Source organism: Mycolicibacterium gilvum (assembly GCF_900454025.1).
Classification (GTDB): domain Bacteria; phylum Actinomycetota; class Actinomycetes; order Mycobacteriales; family Mycobacteriaceae; genus Mycobacterium; species Mycobacterium gilvum.
This window is the reverse complement of record NZ_UGQM01000001.1, coordinates 1,789,655-1,811,856: the sequence shown is the minus strand read 5'-3', so window position 1 is coordinate 1,811,856 and position 22,202 is coordinate 1,789,655. Positions and strand designations below refer to the sequence as shown.

Here is a 22,202-nt window from a genome sequence, read left to right as displayed (position 1 = left end):
GTCACCGTCATCAGCCACTAACTGAACGGTATTGGGTCTAGAATCCCATCTCGCGCAGCCTGGCGCGGTAGACCTCGACGCTGGCGAGTTTGACGCCCTCATAGCCGCGCACCGTGTCCGCCAGCCCGGCCACCTGCACGGCACGGTCGTAGTTGTGCTCATCGAGCGTGTCCGCCACACCCGTGATCAGGTCGGTGTACTCGGCGAGGAGGCGGCGCTCGACCCTGCGGACGTGGGCGTATCCGAACGGGTCGAAGACGGTTCCGCGCAACCGCTTTCCTGCTGCGAGAGCCCTCAGCACCACGTGACTGCGCGGACCCAGCCCGATCTTCTTCCGCCGCCCCAGTGCCCGCAGCGTCGGAGGATGCACCTTGTAGGTCAGGTTCTCACCGGCGGGGAACTCCGCCCTCACCTGTGCGAGGAAGCGCGGGTGCGTCAGTAGCCGCGCAACCTCGTACTCGTCCTTGTAGGCGGTGAACTTGTACAGACCTTTCGCCGCAGCCTCGCTGAACTCGGTCCGCGACCCGATCCTGCGCTCGGCGGTCCAGACCCTCTGCAGCACAGACACATAGCGGCGGGCCACCGCCTCGCTCTGGAATGCGATCAGATCCGCGGCCCGCCGGGCGATCAGGTCGCCGACCCGACCGGAGATGCCGGTTCCGGCAAGCAGGTGCACGGGAGCGGTCCCCACCGGACCCGCCGGTACGGGGACTGCCACGTCATGGAAGTGCGCCGGATCCGCGATCGCAACCCGCCCCCAGCGGAAGGCGGCGACGTTGGTTGCCACCGCCACCCCGTTGATTCCGATCGCCTCCTCGATCGCCGCTGCCGGAATGCGTAGCGCGCCCGCCTGATACGCCGCACCGATCAGCAGGAAATTGGCCGCCGCCGTGTTCCCGAACAAGGTCTTCGCCGCGGCCGAGGCGTCGAACTCCTGCACTCGGCGCGACGCCCGGCCCAGTCGGTGCAGCAGAGAGGAGGTGTCCGGGTAGGCGACCGACGCGTCGTACACCATCTCGCCGGTCGGCGTCCTGCTGGTCGACGCGATCGAGACCGTCGTGGCGGGATCGCCGTATCCGAGGTTCTTCTCGTCGGCAGCCGCCAGCAGATCGAACGCGAGGATGCAGTCCGCGGTGCCGGGTGTGAGCCGGTTGGCGGGCTCGAGCCGATCCGCCGCGAAGCGCAGGTGGGAGACGACCGGCCCGGCCTTCTGGCTGAGCCCGATCTGGTCCAGGCTCTCCACGTCGTAGCCCGCCCGCAGTGCCGCGGTGGCCAGCACCTGATTCGCGGTCACGATCCCGGTGCCACCGATCCCGGCGAGAAGCACGTTGTGCGTCGAGGTCACGGGTTCGACGCACACGTCGGGCACCGGCGGAGGAGTCGGGGCCGAGCCGGGCTTTCGTGCCCTGCCCGGCGTCACCTCGACGGTCACGAAGGAAGGGCAGTCGCCGTCCAGGCAGCTGTAGTCGGTGTTGCACGACGTCTGGTCGATCCGGGTTTTGCGGCCGAATTCGGTGTCCACGGGCTGCACCGAGAGGCAGTTGGATTTCACGCCGCAGTCTCCGCACCCTTCGCAGACCGCTTCGTTGATCAGCACCCTGGTCGTACGCGACGGCAGAGTTCCGCGACTGCGTTGCCGGCGCGCGTCGGCGGCGCAGTGCTGGTCGTAGATCAGCACGGTCACACCCGGCACGTCACGTAGTCGTCTCTGTGCCTCGTCGAGGCGATCGCGGTGCCACAGCAACGTTCCCGCGGCGAGGTCACGCCGGCGGTGCCGGCGCGGCTCGTCGGCGCAGACGATGACCTGGGCGACCCCTTCGAGTTTCAGCTTGTGGGTCAGCGACGCGACACCGAGCGCACCTTCGGCATGCTGGGCGCCGGTCATCGCCACCACCTCGTTGTAGAGCAACTTGAAGGTGATGTTGACCCCTGCGGCGACGCACGCCTGCACCGCGAGCTGGCCGGAGTGGAAATACGTTCCGTCCCCGATGTTCTGGAAGAGGTGGGCGATGTCGGTGAACGGGGCCTGCCCGATCCACTGGCTGCCCTCCCCACCCATCTGCGTCAACCCGGTGACCGCACTGTCCGCGCGACCGGACATCGTCACCATGGTGTGACAACCGATGCCGCCACCGGCGAGCGATCCCTCGGGGACGGCGGTGGAGCGGTTGTGCGGACATCCGCTGCAGAAGTATGCGGTACGTCGGGTGGGCAGGACCTCCAGCGGCAATGCCGGTGGCGGCGGCTTCCGCAGCTCCAACCGGTCGCCGAGGACGCGACGCAGCGGGGCGAGCAGGCGCCCCGCCGTCAGCTCACCATCGGCGGGGATCAAGGACCGCCCCGCCGCATCCTTCTTACCCATCATCCGCGGCGGGTTCGTTGCGCCGTAGAGGATCTCGCGCATCTGTGCCTCGACGAAGGCTGTCTTGTCCTCGACCACGAGGATCTCGTCGAGACCGGACGCGAAGCCCAGGACGGTATCGGCACAGAGCGGGGACACCATGCCGATGCGCAGCAGCCTGACCCCCGCGGCGCGCAGCGCGGAGTCGTCGGCGCCAAGATCGGTCAACGCCTGCCGGAGCGAGTCGAATGTCGTTCCGGCCGCGGCGATCCCGATGCGCGCATCGGGTGGATCGATTTCCACGACGTCGAGCCGGTTGGCCGACGAGTACGCCTGAACCATCTCTGCTCTCGGGCCGTACAGGTCGGCCTCGGCCAGCAGGCTGTCCGCCGGGGCGGCCATGGGACGCTGACGGTAGACGAAAGGCTTTCCCTGCCATTTGACTTCGGGATCGACGATCTCGAGGTCGAGATCGTCGGCATCGACGGTCCAGGCGCCGTCGGCGACATCGGCGACGATCTTGACGGCGACGACGCACCCGGAGGCGCGCGACAGCGCGACGCCGTGCAGAAACAGCGTCACGATCTCGCGGGCGTTGCGGGGGAACAGCACCGGGATTCCCAGCGCGGCCAGGGAGCGCTCGCTGACGGCGGGGACGGTGGACGACTTGGAGGCCGGATCGTCGCCGACGAGCAGGACCATGCCGCCCCGGGCGTTGGCGCCGTACATGTTGGCGTGGCGCAGCGCGTCGGTCGCCCGGTCGAGCCCCGGCCCCTTGCCGTACCAGACACCCACCACACCGTCGTGGGTCGGTGTCCCGGCGGGCAACTCCGCCTGGCTGCCCCACACCGAGGTCGCGGCGAGTTCCTCGTTGAGTCCGGGCACGAACACGATGTCGTGCGCCTGCAGCACATCGGGCATGCCGGACAACATGCGGTCGACACCGCCGAGCGGGCTGCCCTGATATCCCGAGACGAACGTCGCGACCCGGCGGCCGGCCCGCGCATCGCGCTCGTGTTGTTCGACCAGGGCGCGCGCGATCGCCTGCACACCGGTGAGCAGGACCGCATCCGAGCCGGCGCGATACCTGTTGTCGAGGTCGTAGGGATGGGGGTCCGGGGGCCGGACGTCGAGATCCGTCACCTGGCTCACCACCTCGCAGTCGCTGGGCGTATTGATGTGATCAGAGTGACACCGCACAACACTGTGAGCAAGCGATGACGTCATCAATGAGCATGTTGCGCAATTATCGGAGAATGTGACGTGCGATACTGTGCGACATGACGAGGTTGGACCGCACCGACGCACGGTTGCTTCTCGCCCTGTGCGACGCCCCGCGCGCGACCGGCGTGCAGTTGGCCGCGATGCTGAACCTGGCGCGCAACACCGTGCAGGCGCGGCTGGCGCGCTGGGATCAGGACAACGTCCTGGCACCCATCGACCGGTGCGTCTCGCCCCGCGACCTCGGGTATCCGCTCAAGGCGTTCATCACCGTCGTCGTCGACCAGCACAAGCTCGAAGACGTCATCGCCGAGCTGGCGACCGTCTCTCAGATCACCCAGGTCACCGGGCTCTCCGGCGCCGCCGACCTGCTGATCGCCGTCGTCGCCACCGACGCCGACGACCTGTACCGGGTCGCCGGGCTGGTCCTGGCGGTCCCCGGCGTCGAGCGCACCACCATGTCGATCGCGATGCACGAGGTCATCGCCTACCGCACACGGCCGCTCATCGAGGAACTCGCGCGCGGGCGGTGACGCTCAGAGGCGGGCGAAGCAGGGGTCCGATTCGCCGTCCGGTATCGACGCGTCCCGGCTCGAGAACGACCCGACGACAGCGGCGTCGGTGACCTCGACGCTGTCGGCACGGATCCCCAACGGATAGTTGTCGTTCAGCTTCCTGGTCAGGTCGTCGAGCGCCGACTGCACCGCATCCTTGGGGAACGGACCGGTGACATCGAGCACCTCGACATTCAGATTGCCTTCGACGACAACAGGTTTCGCGATCACACTCGCACTGCCCGCAGCCATCTCGAGGGTGCCGGCCGACGGGTCGGTGGTGACGTCGGTGACCAGGGCGCCCACGCCCGGCAGGTTCGCCGCGACGGTGTCCTTGATGCCGGCCGCCGTCCACGTCAGCGTCGCGTCCAACGCGCCGATGGTGCCCTTCGAATCGCCGGATCCGCTCAGGCGCACGTCTTCGAGGGTCACGTCGGCGGTCATCCCGTCCGCGGACTGCACGCGATCCCCCGCTGTGCGTACCGAGATGTTCGTGTACCGGCCGGTGATGTGCTGCCACAGGAACGGCGGGTTCACCCCGTAGGAGATCGTGGTGCCGTCCTCGACGACGCACTCGGCGATCCCGACGAGCACCGCGTCGGCCCGGTGTCGGGCATACAGTTCCGCGCCGGCCAGTCCACCGGCGAGCGCGGCGACGGCGATGACGGCCAGCAGCGTGCTCGTCCGCCGGGTGAAAAACCCTCTGCCACCGCGATTGTCGCCCGATGCCGGGGCTGTCGGCGGAGGCGAAGTACGCGGCAGAGACGGGCGCGGCGGAAGGGGCGGCCGGCGGATTCTCTCGGTGGGTGCGTCGGGCCCACCCGGACGCGGGAGGCGCCGGGTCTCGGGATCCCGCGGGTTCGTCATGTCCGCGATTGTGCCCCAGCCATCGGGTGTGCGGGCCCACCCCGGCCGCGGGCACACCGCGCCCGGATAGTTTGGCGCCATGGAGTCAGGATCACCGCCGATCGTCAGCACCGTCGCCCGCCCGCATCCGGCACGGCTCGACGCGGCGTGCTATCCGGTTCACCGTGCCGTCGACACGCGGTTCGGCGACATGGACGCCAACGGTCATCTCAACAACGTGGCATTGGAATCGCTGCACGAGAACACCAGGGCGATGCTGAACCGACAGGTGTTCCCGAACGTGTACGACCGCACGACCCGCAGTCTGCGCATCGTCACCTCGACGATCGTCGTGCACTACCTGCGGGAGGCGCCCTGGCCGTCGGTGATCGACACCGCGATCGGGATCGGCCGCGTCGGCCGTACCTCGTACGTGGCTTCCACGGCGCTGTTTCATGACGGTGGGTGCGTCAGCCTGTGCGACACCGTGCTCGTGGTGCTCGGCGACGACGGGCCGACACCGATTCCCGACGAGAACCGGGACCGACTGGAGTCGTTGGCGCTGCGGGTCGCGTAGGACCGGCGACACACCCCTGCTGTGGACCTCGCAGCGGGTGCCGATCCGTGGCATCTGTGCGACCATCGGACCGTGGGACTGTCAGAGTGTCTAGCTGGTGTCACAGGCCCCGCGCTGGCGTTGGCCGCCGGCCTTCTGCTCGCACCACATGCGTTCGCGCAACCCGCGTTACCGCCTGCGACGGGCCCTGCTCCCGCGCCCGTCGCCGCTCCCGCTCCCGAACCACTCGCCGCCGCGGCCCCCGGATGTCCCGACGTCGAGATCGTGTTCGCGCGCGGCACGACCGAGGCGCCCGGTCTCGGGGCGATGGGCCAGGCCTTCGTCGAGGACCTCCGGTCCAGACTCGGCGGTAAGACGGTGGGCGTCTACGCCGTCGACTATCCGGCGAGCCCCGACTTCCCGACCGCCGTCGAAGGCATCGCCGACGCGAGCACACACGTTCAGCAGATCGCGATGAACTGTCCCGACACCAAGCTCGTTCTCGGCGGGTACTCCCAGGGCGCGGCCGTGATGGGCTTCGTGACAACGGAATTGATTCCCGACGGGGTGTCCCTCTCGGAGGTTCCTGCGCCGATGCCGCCCGACATCGCCGACCACGTCGCCGCGGTGGCACTGCTGGGCGCGCCGTCGGATCGGTTCATGGACATGATCAAGCAACCGCCCGTGACCATCGGTGCGCTGTATCAGCCCAAGACTCTGGAGTTGTGCGTCCCCGGCGATTTCGTGTGCTCGCCCGGCAACGACCTCGGCGCACACGCCCGCTACATCTCCGACGGACTCGTGGTGCAGGCGGCCGACTTCGCGGTCGGCAAACTCGCCGAGACGCCGGCAGAATCGGGCGGCGCGCCGGCCTGACGCTACCGCCGGCGCAGCAGCGTGATGCCGGCGAGCAGTTCCCAGATGATGATCGGATACACCGATCCCCTCTCCACCATGCCGGCCGGCAATGCGCGAGAACCGTTGGCGCCGTCGGTGATCAGCGCGATCAGACACACCAGCCCGAAACCACCGAGCGTGACACTCGCCCGGCGAAACCATGTGGGCGCACGCACCGCGCGACCGGCTATCCCCGCCGTGATCAGCGCGACGTTGCCGCCGACGATGGCCAGACCTGCTCCGATGACGTGCCAGTGCGCGTTGGGCGTCCCGCTCTGGAACGTACCCACCAGGATGTTGCCCGCGGTATTCGCCACGGCCGCAATCAGGAACACCCGGGCGCCCATGAGCGGGCAGCCGCGGACCAGCACCACGGCTGCGAGCCCGAACAGGATCCCGTGCACCATGAACGCGCCGACGTTCATCACCTCGCGCACGCCGAGTTCGCTGATGTAGTCGGTGATATAGCTGTATCCCGGGACTGCCGCTGCCGCGACGGTCTCGCACACCAGATAGACGGTCGCCCCGAGAATCCAGAGGACGGCCGCAAGGCGGGCGGAACCCATTACCAGTTGCCCGGCGAATAATCCTTCAGGAAACAGCCGTACAGGTCCTCGCCGGCCTCACCGCGCACGATCGGGTCGTACACGCGGGCGGCTCCGTCGACGAGATCCAGTGGGGCATGGAAACCTTCGTCGGCCAGGCGCAGCTTCGTCGGATGCGGACGCTCGTCGGTGATCCAGCCCGTGTCCACCGCGGTCATCAGAATGCCGTCCTGCTCCAGCATTTCGCCTGCGCTGGTGCGCGTCAGCATGTTCAGCGCGGCCTTAGCCATGTTGGTGTGCGGGTGACCGGGGCCCTTGTAGGCCCGGCTGAACTGCCCTTCCATCGCCGAGACGTTGACGACGTACTTGCGGCGCGCCGACGAGGCGGCCATCGCGGGCCGCAGCCGGCTGACGAGGATGAACGGCGCCGTCTGATTGCACAGCTGGACTTCGAGGAGTTCCATCGCGTCGACCTCGTGCACCCGCTGGGTCCAACTGTTGACCGGCGCGGTGTCGGGCAGCAACCCGCCGGCGTCGATGGCGGTGCCCGCCGCGATCCGTTCCGGGGACGCGCTGCGTGCCGCGAGCGCGAGCTCGGTGACCGCGTGCGGGGTGTGCTGCTCGGCCAGGCTTCCGGCGAGGGCAGCGGGGTGGGCGTCGCTGACGCGGTCGAACGAGATCACGTCGACGAGGTCGAGTTCTGCCGGCGCGGCACGCTCGGCCTCCACGAGGGCCGCGTAGGACCCCGGAGAGCGGCGCACCGTCTGGGCGGCGTTGTTGATCAGGATGTCCAACGGGCCCTGCGCGGCGACGGTGTCGGCCAGCGCGACGACCTGTGCCGGATCGCGCAGGTCTATCCCGACGATGCGCAGGCGGTGCAGCCAGTCCGCGCTGTCGGGCATCGCCGCGAAGCGGCGCACGGCGTCGTTCGGGAAGCGGGTCGTGATGGTGGTGTGCGCGCCGTCGCGCAGCAGCCGCAGCGCGATGTACATGCCGATCTTGGCGCGGCCGCCGGTGAGCAGGGCCCGCCGCCCCGTCAGGTCGGTCCGTGCGTCGCGTTTGGCCCTGTTGAGCGCCGCGCAGCTCGGGCAGAGCTGGTGATAGAACGCGTCGACCACGGTGTGGTGGGTCTTGCAGACGTAGCAGGCCCGGGACCGCTGCAGCGTGCCGGCGGTGGCGCCGTCGGCGGTGGACACCAGCGGCAGCCCGGCGGTTTCGTCGTCGATACGACCGGGTGCGCCCGTGGCGGTCGCGGCGATGACGGCGCGGTCGGCCGCGGCGACGGCGTCGCGTTTGGCGTGCCGGCGGGCTTTGCGGACCGACTTGAAGATGCTTGCCGTGGCCCGGCGCACGGCGACGGCGTCGGGGTGTTCGGGCGGCAACGCCTCGATGTCGGCGAGCACCTGCAGGCAGGTGCGCAACTTGTCAGGGTCGATAGCGCTCACGGGGGAAGGGTACGGACATCACCGCTGATCGGCGAACTTCACACCCCGCGCTCGACGGGCAGACGGCCGTCCTCGACCGCCGCCACCAGCGCGGCATGGTCGGCCTCGGTCTGATCGGCGTACCGGCGGGCGAACGTGCTCAACGCGATGTCCACCTTCTCCGAACGTCCCAGGTACCCGGCGATCATCGACGCGCCGCTGGTCCTGGCGTGCCCTTTGGCGAGGAGTTGCCCGACCACCCCCGTGTAGTCGATCAACGCCTTCGGGTGCATCGCGTCCAGCGGGATGGTGCCCTTCATGTTCCGGAACTGCCGGACGTAGAACTGCAAACCGTTGACCGTCGTCCAGCCCAACAGCGGATCGCTGACCGTTTGCAACGCCTGCTGGTACTCGACGACCCGCTGACCCTGATGGGCGTGCCAGGCGGATTCGCCGTGCACGTAGCGGGCGAGCACCGAACGGCGGGCCTGCTTGAGCTGCAGGAACACCACGTCCTCGGGCGAGGACCCTTCCAGCAGCGCCACATACGCGCGCAGACCGACGCTGCCCACACCGACCACCTTGTGCGCGACGTCGAGCAGCGTGTAGCCGCCGAGCACCCGCCGCCAATGGCTGGCCAGTGTCGGCAGGTAGGCGTCGAGGGCTTCGGCCAGCGCGTCGGCCTCCTGGGCGGGCAGCCGGGTGATCAGCGGCGGCTCCTCGATGATCCTGCGGACCCCGTCGACCTCCTGGGTGAAACGCGGCAGCGCACGGTCACTGGTGCGGTTGCGCGCGCGGGCGGCCGAGCGCCGCACCTCGTCGGCCAGCGGCCCGGCCGCCTCCCCGGCGAGGCGGTCGACGTCGATCCGGGTGAACGAGCGGGAGAACAGCGGTTCGTCGGCCAGCCTGCGCACCTCGAGGCGGTAGGCCGACACGCACGACCGGACCGCGGCCTCGCAGTCGTCCTCGGAGGCACCGTTGTGTCGGCCGGCGACCCAGATGCTGGCGACCAGCCGGCGCAGATCCCACTCCCAGCCGCCGGGATGCGCCTCATCGAAGTCGTTGAGGTCGATCACGAGGTCACGTTCGGGTGAGGCGTAGAAGCCGAAGTTGCCCAGGTGCGAGTCGCCGCACACGACCGGCATGATGCCCGTGCTCGGGAGTCGGGCCACATCGTCGGCCATCACCACCGCTGTGCCGCGCAGGAAACCGTAGGGCGAGGCGATCATCCGTCCCACCCGGACCGGGACGAGCTGCCCGAGCCTGCCCCGGTGGTTGACCTCGATGAGCCGGACGGGGTCGGGCCGGTCCGCGCGCGGCGCCCAGTCCGCCAGCGATTTGCGAGGCACCCGCTTGCGCAGGCTCTTTCCGAGCGCATATCGCTCGGCGCGCGTGACGGGGCGTTGACGCAGGGAGTGGTAGGCCGCGCTGTCCGCATCGGCGAGCACGGTGTGTCTGAGGGGCTCGCGACCCTGGCCGACGCTACTCACGGCTTCCATGGTGGCCGATGGGTGCTCGTACCGCGACGTTCGGGCCTATTCGGAGGCACTGGGGCGCGGCGGGCTACCCGTCGGCGAGACTGGGTGCCATGACGGAATCCGGCGCGAGCCGCGTAGCGGTGTATCTCGACTTCGACAACATCGTGCTGTCCCGGTACGACCAGGTCAACGGTCGTAACTCGTTCCAGCGCGACAAGGCCAAGGGCTTCGACGAGGTCAGGGACAAGCTGGACCGGGCCACCGTCGACGTCGGAGCGATCATCGACTTCGCATCGTCGTTCGGCACGCTGGTGCTGACCCGCGCCTATGCCGACTGGTCGGCCGAGATCAACGCGAGGTACCGCGGTCAGTTGGTCGGTCGCGCAGTCGATCTCGTGCAGTTGTTCCCGGCGGCCGCGTACGGCAAGAACGGCGCCGACATCCGGTTGGCCGTCGACGCCGTCGAGGACATGTTCCGCCTCCCCGACCTCACCCACGTGGTGATCGTCGCCGGCGATTCGGACTACATCGCGCTGGCGCAGCGGTGCAAACGGCTGGGCCGCTACGTGGTGGGCATCGGCGTGGCGGGGTCGTCGAGCCGCATGCTCGCCGCGGCGTGCGACGAGTTCGTCACCTACGACACGCTGCCCGGGGTGCCGGTGTTCGAGCCGGAACCGGTGGCCGACGAGAAGCCCGCGCCGAAGCGGCGGTCCACGCGCACCAAGTCGACGGCGGAGGAGCCGTCGACGGAGACCCCGGAGGAGCCGGAACAACCGGACCCGCAGGCGAGCGCGACCGGGCTGCTGACCCGCGCGCTGCGCATCGGTCTGGAGAAGGACGACGCCGACTGGCTGCACAACTCGGCGGTGAAGGCGCAGATGAAACGGATGGATCCGTCGTTCAGCGAGAAATCCCTGGGGTTCAAGTCCTTCAGCGATTTCCTGCGCTCCCGGTCGGACGTGGTCGAGCTGGACGAGAGCTCGACGATCCGGATGGTGCGGTTGCGCGAGAACGCGTAGGGGCGCGGGGCCGCCGAGCCGAATACGAAACGCGGGCCAGAGCTTTCGCTCTGGCCCGCGTCCTTCCGTGTGGAGCTGCCGGGAATTGAACCCGGGTCCTACGGCATTCCCTCGAGGCTTCTCCGTGCGCAGTTCGCTATGTCTCTACTCGGATCTCCTGATCACGCGAACAAGTCAGGATGACGATCCCAGTCGCTGTTTGATGTCCCCACGGTCCCCGCGACCGGGCCCGTGGGTGGGTCCCTCTAGATGACGCCAGGGTCCGGGTCGAGGGCTCTCCCGGTCTGACGGATTAGCTTCGCTTAGGCAGCGAGAGCGTAATCGCGCTGATTGGAATCGGCGCTTAATTGGTTACAACGACGCTTACGGTGGTCAGTTGTCTGCACCGGCACGCTTCCCTTGATTCGATGCGCGAAGTCGAAACCGTTCAGCCCCTTCGCACACCCCACCGGCTTTCGGTGGGACAGTTCATACTACCGGGCATTCCAACATGGGCCAGCCGATATTTGGTCCCGACGCTCGCCACCGACTCACGTGGGCTGATTGGTGGGCTGATTGACCTCGCGGCCGCCCCCGCCGATCTGCCCCGAGGGTTCGTGCCATCCCCGGGTGAGTTCCGAGATCGCGACCGGCTTGCCGAACAGATGCCCCTGCGCGAACGCGCAGCCCGCGGCGTACACCGTGTCGGCCTGCAGTTGCGTTTCGATGCCCTCGGCGACGACGTCCATGCCCAGGTCGGTGCACAGCCCGATCACCGACCGGTACAGCGCCAGGTCGCGCTCGGGATCCGCCCCGACCGCCAGGCTGCGATCCAGTTTCACGATGTCCACCGGAAGCGCGTGCAGATAGGTCAGGGAGTTGTATCCGGCGCCGAAGTCGTCGAGCGCGATCCGGATGCCGAGCGCTTTGAATCGCTCGATCTGCGCCGCCGCGTCGGCGAGGTCCACGATCGGCACGGTTTCGGTGATCTCCAGCACCAGCCTGCTCGGTTCCATGCCGCATTCGTCGAACGTGCGGTGCACCTGCTCCTCGAACGTCGGATTACCCAGCCGTGCGGCGCCGACGTTGACGTGGATATCCACGTCGAGCCCCGCGTCCTTCACCTCGCGGCAGGCCAGGCCCAGCACCATCGCGTCCAGCGTCGCACCGAGACCCGACGCCTCCGCCACCGCGACGAACGTCTCGGGGGCGATGAGGATCCCGTTCGGTGCGGTCCAGCGGGCCAGCGCCTCCAGCGCCGCAGGCGTCTGATCCGGCAGGTGCACGACCGGCTGATAGGCCAGCGCGAAGCCGTCGGGCACCCCTCCCTGCGCTTCGCGCAGCGCGGCGGGGAACTCCGCGCGCACGCCTGCCGACGGTTGGTAGACGACGGCGGTGTCCTTGCCGAGGCGTTTGCCCGCATACATCGAGATGTCGGCCTGCCGCAGCAGGTCGTCCGGTGTCTGCAGGCCGCCCTCTCCTCCCGACCGGACCAGACCCATGCTGGCGCGCACCCGTAACGACGACCCGTGCACCGGGAACGGATCCCGCAGGGCCACCCGCAGGCGGTCGGCGATCAGCTCGGGGATGTCGCGCACACCGTCGATCAGGATGGCGAACTCGTCGCCGCCGATCCTGGCCAGGGTGTCCTCGCTGCGCACGTGCCGTCTGAGCCGCTCGCCCACGGCGCAGAGCAACTCGTCGCCTGCGGCGTGCCCGAAGCGGTCGTTGACCTCTTTGAACGTCGTCGAGGTCGACGAAGATCAGCACGAAGTCGCCGTGCTGCACCGCGGCCTCGAGACGCTGCGCGAACATCAGCCGATTCGGCAGGCCGGTCAGGGCGTCGTGGTGCACCTGATGGGCCAGACCGCGCTGAGCCTCGTACAACCTCTGCGTCAGCCGCCGCTGAGCGCCCATCGCGACGACCTGCCGGGCCGCGACGAGGATGACCATCACCAGCGTGGTCATCACCACGGCCGGATCCAGGGTGTTGCCCGTGAGGACGTGGTAGGACAGCAGGTTCGTGATGCCGATGAAACCGGCGTACGGCAGGGTCATCTGCGCCCAGTCCATCGGCCGCATGGTGTCGGTCGGCCCGCGGATGCCGTCGGTCCGCTCCCGGAACGAGAACGCGATCAGCAGCGGGCCCAGCACCACCCCGACGCCCGCCCAGATCTGGGCGCCCTCGTTGCCGACGGAGTCGAAATACGCGATGACCCGGTCCGACGAGATGGCCATCACCACGCCGCACGCCAGCTGCAGGAAGTTGGACCGGAAGGGGCGATCGGCGGCGTACATCATGCCGACGACCGCAGCGATGACCACGACCACGAGCTGAAACACCGCATAGCCGATCTCCACCGAGGGGTCGGTCGAATGCGGCCACGAGCTCACCGAGAACGCTCCGTAGCGACCGAGGAAGACCAGGATGGCGAACGATGCGGCAGCCACGCCGGCGTCGAGGACGGTGATGACCGCGGTGTGCCGCAGCGATCCGTCGGCCGGAATGGACATGCCGCGGCCCGCTCTGGCCAGCACCACCATCGATGCCAGCGCGAGGATCAGGAACAGCCAGTACGGGATCACCCAGGCCACCGGCAGCGCCTCGGTGGGTTCCCACCAGACCAGCTCCCCGACGAGCAGGCCGGCGACCGCTCCGACCGCCAGAAGACGCCAGGTGCGGGAGACGCCGTGCACGCGGCGCGCCACCCACAGTCCGTACACGACGGCGACGGCCGCCGTGCACACCTGCAGAATCGCATCGACGCGCAGCGCGGCGGCCTGTCCCCAGGGGGCGAACCCGTTGACGAGCACCAGCAGGGTTGCTGCGAGCACCACAGAGGCGCGAATCCGATACCCCGTCATGGTCCCCACCCCCTAACCCGCGGTAACGCTCCGTCTCACTGTGCCCTCTGGTCGGCGGTGCTAACCCGCCGCGATCATGCCGACGGCGGCCAGCGCGAGCACCATGCCGACGCACTGCGACCGTGACACCCTTTCTCGGAGCACCGCGATCGCCAGGACCACCGTCGCCGCAGGATAGAGCGCGATCAGGACACCGGCCAGTGACAATAATGACGACTGGAGGGCCACCAGCGTGGCGATATTGGCGACTGTGTCCAGGCCGCCCGCCAGGACCGCCAGGCGCAGCGGAACCCCCCGTTCGATCACCAGGTTCGCCGTCGCCACTGCCGCGATCAGCACGACCACCACCGCCGCCGCCCGGCCGAACACCAACGGCCAGAGCTGCGCTTCCTTCGGGATCCGGTGCAGGATGACGAAGTTCAATCCGAAGGCGACACCGGCGCCGACCGTCAACCAGGCGACCTTCGCGGTGAACCTGGCGCCTGTGCGCGCGGCCTCGGCATCTCCCGCGCTGTCACGGCTGACCAGCACGACCGCGATGAGTGCCAGCACCACCCCGACCCCGGCCAGGGTTCCGGGCCGCTCCCCGAACGCCAGCCCGGCCAGTACCGGGATTCCGGCCACCAGGATCGCGGTCAGCGGGGACACGACCGAGATGGGCCCCGATCCCAGCGCCGCGTAGAACCACCAGACCCCGAAGGCCTGGACGATTCCCGCCGACAGCCCCCACAGGATCGCGGCTGTGCTGAGTTGACCGCCGAACGGCACGGCGGCGAGGACGAGCAGGAGCAGCGCCACCGGATACGAGATGACGACCACCCGGAGGGCGGCGACGCGGCGCGAGGCGATACCGCCGACGAAATCGCTGACGCCGTAGCCCAGAGCGGCCACCAGGGCGCTGAGGACGGCGGTCAGTTCGTCATGCCTTTGACCCGACGACCCAGTTCGCGGGTTACCTCCCGCTGGGCGTCGCGGCGCGCCATGTCCTGACGTTTGTCATGTGCCTGCTTGCCTCGCGCGAGGGCCAGTTCCACCTTGACCTTGCCGCCGGTGAAGTACAGCGACAGCGGCACAAGCGTCAGGTTTCCGTCGCGGATCTTGCCGACCAGGTTGTCGATCTCCCTGCGGTGCATCAGCAGTTTCCGGTTGCGCCGCGGCGCGTGGTTGGTCCAGCTGCCGTGGTGATACTCCGGGATGTGCAGGTTGCGCAGCCAGATCTCGCCGTCGTCCACGGTGGCGAACGCGTCGGCCAGCGAGGCCGTGCCGTCGCGCAGGCTCTTCACCTCGGTGCCCACCAGCGCGACACCGGCCTCGTAGGTCTCCAGGATCGAGTAGTTGTGGCGCGCTTTCCGGTTGGACGCGACAACCATGTTGTTGGTGTCCTTGACGGACTTCGGCTTCTTGGCCACCGCTACCTTCGTACGTAGAGCCGCAGCGTGACATAGGCCGTGATGCCGGACATCGCCAGGCCGAGGAACAGCATCCACGGCGCGCTGTAGTAGAGGATGTCAGCGTAGTCGACCTGGGCGATGAGGTTCGCCTGATAGAACTGGTCCAGCGCCTTCTCCAGGAACAACGCGCGCACCAGGATCAGGCCGACGATCGCCAGCACCACGCCGATCAGCGCGGCCAGCATCGCCTCCACCAGGAACGGCAACTGCGTGTACCAGCGGGTCGCGCCGACCAGTCGCATGATGCCGATCTCGGTGCGTCTGGTGTACGCCGCGACTTGGACCATGTTGGCGATCAACAACACCGCGCCGATGGCCTGCACCAGCGCGACGGCGAAGGCGACGTTGCTGATGCCGTCGAGGACGGCGAAGAGCCTGTCGATCAGATCCTTCTGGTTCAGCACGCTCTGCACCCCGGGCTGGCCCACCATGGCCTCATCGAAGTTCTGGTGCTGCTCCGGGTCGTCGAGCTTGACGACGAACGACGTCGGGAACGCGTCGCGACCCGCCACATCTTTGTATTGCGGGAACTTGCGGATCGCGTCCTCGTAGGCCTCATCGCGGTTCAGGAACCGCACCGAGCGCACGTCGTCGCGGTCCTCGATGGTCTGCCGCAGCGCCTTGCACGGGTCGTTGTCACACGTGGGGTCGTCTGCCGACGCATCGGGGGTCAGGAAGACCTGGCTCTCCACACGGTCGAGGTAGATGGCGCGCGACTGATCGGCCAGGCGCACGACCAGCATGCCGCCACCGAACAGCCCGATCGAGATCGCGGTGGTGAGGATCATCGCGACCGTCATGGTCACGTTGCGGCGAAGTCCGGTCAGGACTTCGTTGACGAGAAAGCCGAAGCGCACTTAGCGATCCATTCCGTAGACGCCGCGCTGTTCGTCGCGAATCAGCCGGCCGAGTTCGAGTTCGACGACACGCTGGCGCATCGAGTCGACGATGTGGTGGTCGTGGGTGGCCATCACCACCGTCGTGCCCGTGCGGTTGATGCGCTCGAGCAGGTCCATGATGTCCTTGCTGGTGTCGGGGTCCAGGTTGCCGGTCGGCTCGTCGGCCAGCAGCACCAGCGGCCGGTTCACGAACGCCCGCGCGATCGCGACGCGCTGCTGTTCGCCGCCGGACAGTTCGCCGGGCAACCGGTTGGCCTTCCCCGACAGACCGACCATCTCGAGGACGTCGGGAACCACGCGGTTGATGGTGTCGGCGCGCTTGCCGATCACCTCCAGCGCGAAGGCGACGTTCTCGAACACCGTCTTCTGTTGCAGCAGCCGGAAGTCCTGGAACACACAGCCGATGACCTGTCGCAGACCGGGGATGTGGCGGCCCGACAACTTGTTCACGTGGAACTTCGAGACCCGGATGTCCCCCGACGACGGGTTCTCCTCGGCGAGCAGCAGGCGCATGAACGTGGACTTGCCGGAACCAGACGGGCCGATGAGGAAGACGAACTCACCCTTGTCGATCTTGACCGACACGTTGTCGAGCGCCGGACGGGCGGACGACTTGTACTGCTTTGACACACGGTCGAGGGTGATCATCACGGCACGCCAGTGTAGCGGGGCGGCCTGTCCGCACCCCGGCAACTAGGGCTGTGGCGGCGTGGGCGGCAGTACCGGCCCCGTCGGGGCGACCGTCGTCGGGGTCAGCACCGGCGGCGCCTGGGTGAACGTCTGCGGCGCGAGCGGTCCCGGTCCGTCGGGGTCGATGACCGTCGTCGTTGGCTCCGACGGGAACAGCGGTCCGGCAGGCGGTGGCGTGGATGTCTCCGGCGACGTGGTCGGCGTGTCCGGTGTCGGCGACGGGGTCGTAGTGGTGGTCGTGGTCGGGGTGGTCGTGGTGGTGGTCGTGGTCGTCGTGGGCTCGGGCGCGCGGGTCTCGACGTTGGTGCGCGGCACCCACGTGTAGTTCGGGTCCGGCACGAAACCGGGCGGCACCACCTGCTGAGCCGGATCCATCGCCGGCGCCGGCGGCTCGGGTTGATAGTTCTGGTTCACCCAGTACAACGCGAAGAAGACCAGGACGAGCCCGACGGTCGATACCCGCATGCGACCGCCGAAGAGATAGGCCCGTGAGTGACGGTTCTTCGGCTGCAGCCGCTGCAAGAAGGATGGAAGGGTCACGACTTCTGCTCCGCCCGGCTCCGCGCGTCGGCTTCGCTGCTCGCGGTGTCGCCGTCGGCGCTGATGTTGCTGACGACAGGGGTGTGTTCCTGAGTGGAGATCCCCGCTCCGGCCAGCGCCGCGATGATCAGGATCCGCAGTCGTCGACCGACCTCGAACTGCTTACCGGGCAACGTCCGCGCCACCATGCGCAGGTTCACGGTGTCGACCTCGATGCTTTCCACGCCCATCAGCTGGGGGGTGTCCAGCAGCAACGCGCGCAGTTCGTCGTCCTGCATGGCCGTCTCACCGACCCTGTGCAGCACCTCGTTGACGCGGTTGAGGTCCACCGTGGTGGGCACCGGAATGTCGACGACGGCGCGCGCCCAGTCCTTGGACATGTTCAGCGATTGCACGATGTTGCCGTTCGGGACGGTGAACACCTCGCCCTCGCTGGTGCGCAGCTTGGTGACCCTCAGCGTGACCTCTTCGACGGTGCCCTGTGCGGCTTGGGGGGCACCGACCATGTTCAACTCCACCAGGTCCCCGAATCCGTACTGCCGTTCGGTGATGATGAAGAAGCCGGCCAACAGATCCTGAACCAGTTTCTGCGCGCCGAAACCGAGCGCGGCGCCGATGACCGCGGCGGGTGCGACCAGAGAACCGATCGGGATGGCCAAGATGTCGGTGATCTGGACGGCCACCATCACGAAGAGCAGGGCCACCGAAACCCACGAGATCACCGACGCCACCGCCTGGCGGTGCTTCGCGCTTTCGGTACGGACGAGTTGGTCGCTCTCCAGGTACTGCGCGTCGATGCGGCGGGTGATGCGCCGAGCGGACCAGTTGATGAAGCGCGCCGCCAGCAGTCCACCGATCAACAGCAGCGCGATCGGAACACCGCGTCCCAGAATCCAGACTCCGGTGTCGCCCTGCCAGAACCCGCGCCAGGCGCCGGCCATGTCAAACGCGAGAACAGTGGTATTCAAGGTTATTCGTCGTCGACTTTCTGGTTGCGCCACCTGATCCCTGCTTCCAGGAATCCGTCGATGTCGCCGTCGAGCACCGCGGCAGGATTTCCGACCTCGTACTCGGTGCGCAGATCCTTGACCATCTGATACGGGTGCAGAACGTAGGACCGCATCTGGTTACCCCACGAGCTGCCGCCGTCACCCTTGAGGGCGTCCATCTCGGCGCGTTCTTCCAACCGCTTGCGCTCCAACAGCTTCGCCTGCAGCACCCGCATCGCCGACACCTTGTTCTGCAGCTGCGACTTCTCGTTCTGACAGGTGACGACGATTCCGGTCGGGATGTGGGTGAGCCGCACAGCAGAGTCCGTCGTGTTCACCGACTGCCCGCCGGGGCCGCTGGAGCGGTACACGTCGACGCGGACGTCGCCCTCGGGGATGTCGATGTGGTCGGTGGTTTCCACCACCGGCAGCACCTCGACGTCGGCGAACGACGTCTGGCGCCGGCTCTGGTTGTCGAACGGGCTGATGCGCACCAGCCGGTGGGTGCCCTGCTCGACGGACAGGTTGCCGTACGCATACGGCGCGTGCACGGCGAACGTGGCGCTCTTGATGCCGGCCTCCTCGGCGTACGAGGTGTCGAAGACCTCGACGGGGTAGTCGTGCTGCTCGGCCCACCGGATGTACATCCGCATCAGCATCTCGGCCCAGTCGGCGGCGTCGACGCCGCCCGCTCCCGACCGGATGTTGACCAGCGCCTCGCGTTCGTCGTACTCCCCGGACAGCAGGGTGCGGACCTCCATGCCCGCGATGTCCTCGCGCAGTTTGGCCAGCTCGGCGTCGGCCTCGGCGAAGGCTTCGGAACTGCCTGCCCCCTCTTCCTCGGCGGCGAGTTCGTAGAGCACCGGCAGATCGTCGAGGCGGCTGCGCAGTTCCTCGACGCGACGCAGCTCGTTCTGGGCGTGGGACAGGTCGCTGGTGACCTTCTGGGCGCGCGCCTGGTCGTCCCACAGCTTCGGGTCCGACGCGTCGCTCTCGAGCTGCTGGATGCGACCGCGCAGGCCGTCGACGTCGACGACGCGCTCCACGGTGGTGAGCGTCGTGTCGAGGGCGGCGATGTCGGATTGGCGGTCAGGATCCACGGAAGAACAGGTTACCCACCTTCCCGCGAGTGCCGGTCGTCGCTGCCGGGTGCCGAATTTCGCATCGAGGTCTCCCCAATCCCGTCGACATCCCATCGCCTCCGGTCGGCGCGTTCTAAAGTCGGTCACTGGACCTTGTCCGGCCGCGTCGCGACAGCCCCTTGCGCGCGTCTGGGCTCGACAGAAAGCGTGTGCATGCCCCCATTGCGGCCGTACTACGTAGCGATCGTCGGCTCGGGACCTTCCGGGTACTTCGCCGCGGCGTCCCTGTTGAAATCCGGGGGAGCCGACGGAAACCGGGACGTCTGTGTCGACATGCTGGAGATGCTGCCCACCCCGTGGGGACTGGTGCGCTCCGGTGTGGCGCCGGATCATCCGAAGATCAAGTCGATCAGCGCGCAGTTCGACAAGACGTCCGCCGATCCGCGGTTCCGGTTCTTCGGCAACGTGGTGATCGGCGAGCACGTGCACCCCGACGAACTGGCCGAGCGTTACGACGCGGTCATCTACGCCATCGGAGCCCAGTCGGACCGCGCGCTCGGTATCCCCGGGGAGGATCTGCCCGGCAGCGTGCCTGCCGTCGATTTCGTCGGCTGGTACAACGCGCACCCCCATTTCGTGGACATGGCGCCCGACGTGTCGGGCGGGCGCGCGGTGGTGGTCGGCAACGGCAACGTCGCGATCGACGTGGCCCGGATCCTGGTCAGCGACCCCGACGTCCTCGCCGAGACCGACATCGCCGACCACGCGCTGGAGTCACTGCACGCCCGCGGTGTCGAGGAGGTGCTCATCATCGGGCGGCGGGGTCCGCTGCAGGCGCCGTTCACGACGCTCGAACTGCGGGAGCTCGGAGATCTCGAAGCCCTCGGCGATGTCGACGTGATCGTCGATCCCGGAGATTTCGCCGATATCACCGATGAGGACCTCGAGGCCGCGGGGAAGACCGTGCGCAACAACATCAAGGTGCTGCGCGGCTACGCCGAGACGACCCCGAAGGGCGCGAAACGCCGGATCGTGTTCCGCTTCCGCACGTCGCCGATCGAGATCAGGGGTGACGGCAAGGTCGAGTCGATCGTGCTGGGCCGCAACGAGTTGATCAGAGGCGACGACGGCCGGATCAGCGCCAAGGACACCGGTGAACGCGACGAGGTCGCCGCCCAGCTCGTGGTCCGGGCGGTCGGTTACCGCGGTCTGCCGACGCCGGGCCTGCCGTTCGACGATCGGGCCGGCACCATCCCGCATGTCGACGGCAAGGTCGAGGGACGGCGCAACGACTACGTCGTCGGCTGGATCAAGCGGGGACCCACCGGCGTCATCGGCAGCAACAAGAAGGATTCGGCGGATACCGTCGCGACCCTGCTCAACGATCTGAGCTCCGCGGAGCTGGCCGACTTCGGGTCCGATCACCCCGACAAGGTGCAGCAGTGGCTGCAGGAGCGGCAGCCGAAGCTGATCACCAGCGAGCACTGGAAGCTCATCGACACCCACGAGCGCACAGCCGGCGAAGGGTCAGGCCGGCCGCGGGTGAAGGTGACGAGTGTGGAGGACCTGCTCCGGATCGGGCACGCCTGAGCTAGTTGTACGGCGCGGGCGGCGCAGGTGGCGGCGGGTCGGTCGGCGGCAGCGGCTCGGGCCGCGAGCCGAACGCCCACTTCTCCGGGTTTCCGGGGTTGTACATCACGTCGATGAGCTGGCCCATCGTCGGCCAGCTGTTCACGTCGGACGTCATCCGCGTGTAGACCGTGTACTCGTTGACGGTCGGCCCGTTGATGACCCCGGTGATCGTGACGAACTGCTCTCCGCTGACCCCGTCGGGCCGTGGGCTGACCCCGGTGACCAGCAGCGTGCCGGGCACCCAGCCGTTGCCCACCCCCCGCCGGCGTGCGAGGAGCGGCCGCGCGAGAAGCACCAGCGCGCCGACGAGCAGCAGGATCATCGCGAATTCGAACACACCGACATGGTAGGACGACAGCTATGAGCACCCTCGCCGACGACGTGACCCTCGCACTGCAACTGGCCGATGAAGCCGATGTTCTGACGATGCAGCGATTCGGCGCGGTCGATCTGCGGGTGGAGACGAAGCCGGATCTCACGCCGGCCACCGACGCCGACCTGGACGCCGAGCGGCTGCTGCGCGCGCGGCTGGGTGAGGCGCGACCGCAGGACTCGGTGTTCGGCGAGGAGTTCGGCGGCACGAAGGAGTTCACGGGCAGGCAGTGGGTCGTCGACCCCATCGACGGCACCAAGAACTTCGTCCGCGGAGTCCCGGTCTGGTCGACGCTGATCGCCCTGCTGGTCGACGGGGTGCCGGTCGTCGGCGTCGTCAGCGCCCCGGCGCTGGGCCGCCGCTGGTGGGCCGGCCAGGGCCAGGGGGCGTTCACATCCTTCGCCGGGACGACGCGGCGGATCTCGGTGTCCGGGGTCGGCGACCTCGCATCGGCGAGCCTGTCGTATTCCGACCTGACGACGGGCTGGGACGACAAGCGTGCCCGCTTCGTCGAGCTGCTCGACGCGGTGTGGCGGGTGCGCGGATACGGCGACTTCTGGTCCTACTGCCTGGTCGCCGAGGGTGCTGTCGACATCGCGGTGGAACCCGAGGTCAAGCTGTGGGACCTCGCCCCGCTCGACGTCCTGGTCCGTGAGGCCGGGGGGCGGTTCACGGATCTGTCCGGTGGTGCCGGGCCGCACGGCGGCAGCGCGGTGGCGACCAACGGCCGTGTGCACGACGCGGTTCTCGCCGCTCTCGATGTGTGAGTTCGGCTACAGCGGGCACTACCTTACTCAGCAGTCAGTTCACGTACCTTACTC

At 68.2% G+C, this 22,202-nt stretch carries 19 protein-coding genes, 1 other RNA gene and 1 pseudogene; 6 read left to right on the top strand and 15 right to left on the bottom strand.

The window, feature by feature from the left end; genetic code table 11:
* Positions 1-37: 37 nt before the first annotated feature.
* Positions 38-3,484: an indolepyruvate ferredoxin oxidoreductase family protein gene (locus DYE23_RS08560; protein ID WP_115328905.1), complete on the bottom strand. Its 3,447-nt coding sequence runs from the start codon at positions 3,482-3,484 to the stop codon at positions 38-40.
* 137 nt (positions 3,485-3,621) lie between these two features.
* Here DYE23_RS08560 and DYE23_RS08555 point away from each other — a divergent pair, with 137 nt between their 5' ends.
* Positions 3,622-4,095, top strand: coding sequence for an Lrp/AsnC family transcriptional regulator (locus DYE23_RS08555; protein ID WP_011895277.1), 474 nt, complete (start codon positions 3,622-3,624; stop codon positions 4,093-4,095).
* A 3-nt stretch (positions 4,096-4,098) separates the two neighbouring features.
* Here the strand turns inward: DYE23_RS08555 and DYE23_RS08550 are convergent, their stop codons facing one another.
* Positions 4,099-4,983, bottom strand: a complete 885-nt coding sequence (locus DYE23_RS08550) for an LmeA family phospholipid-binding protein (protein ID WP_099961167.1) — start codon at positions 4,981-4,983, stop codon at positions 4,099-4,101.
* Positions 4,984-5,062: 79 nt separating this feature from the next.
* Here DYE23_RS08550 and DYE23_RS08545 point away from each other — a divergent pair, with 79 nt between their 5' ends.
* Both DYE23_RS08545 and DYE23_RS08540 read left to right on the top strand, forming a co-directional pair.
* A complete protein-coding gene (locus tag DYE23_RS08545) occupies positions 5,063-5,539 on the top strand; it encodes an acyl-CoA thioesterase (RefSeq protein ID WP_013472332.1) in 477 nt (158 codons plus the stop codon).
* Positions 5,540-5,674: 135 nt separating this feature from the next.
* Complete coding sequence (locus DYE23_RS08540) at positions 5,675-6,394, top strand: cutinase family protein (protein ID WP_178061078.1); 720 nt, start codon at positions 5,675-5,677, stop codon at positions 6,392-6,394.
* Positions 6,395-6,396: 2 nt separating this feature from the next.
* Here DYE23_RS08540 and DYE23_RS08535 read toward each other — a convergent pair whose 3' ends face one another.
* From DYE23_RS08535 to DYE23_RS08525, 3 genes are read right to left on the bottom strand one after another with little or no spacing between them, the layout of a single operon-like run.
* Positions 6,397-6,981: a DUF998 domain-containing protein gene (locus tag DYE23_RS08535; protein WP_013472334.1), complete on the bottom strand. Its 585-nt coding sequence runs from the start codon at positions 6,979-6,981 to the stop codon at positions 6,397-6,399.
* Entirely contained in the window at positions 6,981-8,405 is a 1,425-nt protein-coding gene (locus DYE23_RS08530; protein WP_013472335.1) for an SDR family NAD(P)-dependent oxidoreductase, read from the bottom strand. The genes DYE23_RS08535 and DYE23_RS08530 overlap by 1 nt, the downstream gene beginning before the upstream one ends.
* Positions 8,406-8,443: 38 nt before the next feature.
* The gene (locus DYE23_RS08525) at positions 8,444-9,883 is read right to left on the bottom strand and encodes a DUF2252 domain-containing protein (RefSeq protein WP_013472336.1); all 1,440 of its coding nucleotides are present in this window, start codon (positions 9,881-9,883) and stop codon (positions 8,444-8,446) included.
* An 89-nt stretch (positions 9,884-9,972) separates the two neighbouring features.
* Between DYE23_RS08525 and DYE23_RS08520 the strand changes: the two genes are divergently transcribed.
* Positions 9,973-10,881: an NYN domain-containing protein gene (locus DYE23_RS08520; RefSeq protein ID WP_013472337.1), complete on the top strand. Its 909-nt coding sequence runs from the start codon at positions 9,973-9,975 to the stop codon at positions 10,879-10,881.
* A gap of 67 nt (positions 10,882-10,948) precedes the next feature.
* Here the strand turns inward: DYE23_RS08520 and ssrA are convergent.
* The 9 genes and pseudogenes from ssrA to prfB all read right to left on the bottom strand — a co-directional run bounded on the left by ssrA (position 10,949) and on the right by prfB (position 19,394).
* Positions 10,949-11,316: a transfer-messenger RNA gene (ssrA, locus tag DYE23_RS08515) on the bottom strand.
* A gap of 95 nt (positions 11,317-11,411) precedes the next feature.
* A pseudogene (locus DYE23_RS32020) lies at positions 11,412-13,725 on the bottom strand (putative bifunctional diguanylate cyclase/phosphodiesterase).
* 60 nt (positions 13,726-13,785) lie between these two features.
* Positions 13,786-14,640: a DMT family transporter gene (locus DYE23_RS08505; RefSeq protein ID WP_172527895.1), complete on the bottom strand. Its 855-nt coding sequence runs from the start codon at positions 14,638-14,640 to the stop codon at positions 13,786-13,788.
* Positions 14,637-15,134: an SsrA-binding protein SmpB gene (smpB, locus tag DYE23_RS08500; RefSeq protein ID WP_011895289.1), complete on the bottom strand. Its 498-nt coding sequence runs from the start codon at positions 15,132-15,134 to the stop codon at positions 14,637-14,639. Before smpB ends, DYE23_RS08505 begins: the two co-directional genes overlap by 4 nt.
* Positions 15,135-15,136: 2 nt before the next feature.
* The gene (gene ftsX / locus DYE23_RS08495) at positions 15,137-16,033 is read right to left on the bottom strand and encodes a permease-like cell division protein FtsX (RefSeq protein WP_115326993.1); all 897 of its coding nucleotides are present in this window, start codon (positions 16,031-16,033) and stop codon (positions 15,137-15,139) included.
* Positions 16,034-16,723: a cell division ATP-binding protein FtsE gene (ftsE, locus tag DYE23_RS08490; RefSeq protein WP_011895291.1), complete on the bottom strand. Its 690-nt coding sequence runs from the start codon at positions 16,721-16,723 to the stop codon at positions 16,034-16,036.
* Positions 16,724-16,768: 45 nt separating this feature from the next.
* Entirely contained in the window at positions 16,769-17,305 is a 537-nt protein-coding gene (locus tag DYE23_RS08485; RefSeq protein ID WP_115326992.1) for an Rv3103c family proline-rich protein, read from the bottom strand.
* Entirely contained in the window at positions 17,302-18,246 is a 945-nt protein-coding gene (locus DYE23_RS08480; protein ID WP_172527731.1) for a mechanosensitive ion channel family protein, read from the bottom strand. Before DYE23_RS08480 ends, DYE23_RS08485 begins: the two co-directional genes overlap by 4 nt.
* Before the next feature lie 29 nt (positions 18,247-18,275).
* Complete coding sequence (gene prfB, locus DYE23_RS08475; RefSeq protein ID WP_013472340.1) at positions 18,276-19,394, bottom strand: peptide chain release factor 2; 1,119 nt, start codon at positions 19,392-19,394, stop codon at positions 18,276-18,278.
* Between the two features lie 195 nt (positions 19,395-19,589).
* Between prfB and DYE23_RS08470 the strand changes: the two genes are divergently transcribed.
* A complete protein-coding gene (locus DYE23_RS08470; protein WP_011895295.1) occupies positions 19,590-20,966 on the top strand; it encodes an FAD-dependent oxidoreductase in 1,377 nt (458 codons plus the stop codon).
* A 1-nt stretch (position 20,967) separates the two neighbouring features.
* Here the strand turns inward: DYE23_RS08470 and DYE23_RS08465 are convergent, their stop codons facing one another.
* On the bottom strand, positions 20,968-21,345 hold the full coding sequence (locus tag DYE23_RS08465) for a hypothetical protein (protein WP_011895296.1): 378 nt from the start codon (positions 21,343-21,345) through the stop codon (positions 20,968-20,970).
* 23 nt (positions 21,346-21,368) lie between these two features.
* On the opposite strand from DYE23_RS08465, the gene hisN reads away from it, so the two are divergent.
* On the top strand, positions 21,369-22,148 hold the full coding sequence (hisN, locus tag DYE23_RS08460) for a histidinol-phosphatase (protein ID WP_011895297.1): 780 nt from the start codon (positions 21,369-21,371) through the stop codon (positions 22,146-22,148).
* Positions 22,149-22,202 lie beyond the last annotated feature (54 nt).